1 protein-coding gene is annotated in these 203 nt (G+C 51.2%); it reads left to right on the top strand.

Annotation, left to right across the window (positions count from 1 at the left end; genetic code table 11):
* Positions 1–203: PAS domain-containing protein (locus H4J52_RS10330; RefSeq protein ID WP_182224611.1), on the top strand; the 203-nt coding region annotated here is incomplete at both ends.

The raw sequence follows: 203 nt of genomic DNA, 5'->3' as shown, positions 1-203 counted from the left end.
ATCGATACGGCCAATGCCCCTATTTTTGGGATTGATGCCGCGGGTCTGGTGAACGAATGGAACCAGCGCGCCGAGCAGCTCACTGGCTTTGCTAAGATTGATGTCATGGGAAAAGATCTGGTGGCGGGGTTTATCACCGATGATTACAAGGCCTCGGTTAAAGAGGTACTAGATAAGGCTCTGCAAGGTGAAGAGTCGGCTAA

It is taken from the genome of Colwellia sp. MB02u-14 (assembly GCF_014076915.1).
GTDB lineage: Bacteria > Pseudomonadota > Gammaproteobacteria > Enterobacterales > Alteromonadaceae > Colwellia_A.
Note: the sequence above shows the minus strand (reverse complement) of the source record. Positions and strands in the feature narration are given on the sequence as shown.